General features: G+C 50.0%; 1 pseudogene. It reads left to right on the forward strand.

The annotated features are described in order from the left end of the window. Positions 1-12 precede the first annotated feature (12 nt). Positions 13-232, forward strand: a pseudogene (locus O4G76_RS23350) (hypothetical protein); the annotation flags it as partial.

The raw sequence follows: 232 nt of genomic DNA on the forward strand, positions 1-232 counted from the left end.
CTGCCAGAGTGGATTGATTGGATAACCCATGAATTACAGGGTTATCCCGAGGGAGTAGCGTTGCCCCAGTATAGGCGGCTACAGGGAGAAATAGTTGCGGACATCCCGATGCGAGGTTTAACACAGGTATCGTTTTCGTCTGCACATAGTGCAAGCGAATGGGGGTTTTGCAACCTAGACACACCCGTTGAAGAGATTGAGGGGTGGCTCAATGAGGGAGATGATGTAGTTA

The organism is Limimaricola sp. G21655-S1 (assembly GCF_027213785.1).
GTDB lineage: Bacteria > Pseudomonadota > Alphaproteobacteria > Rhodobacterales > Rhodobacteraceae > Limimaricola.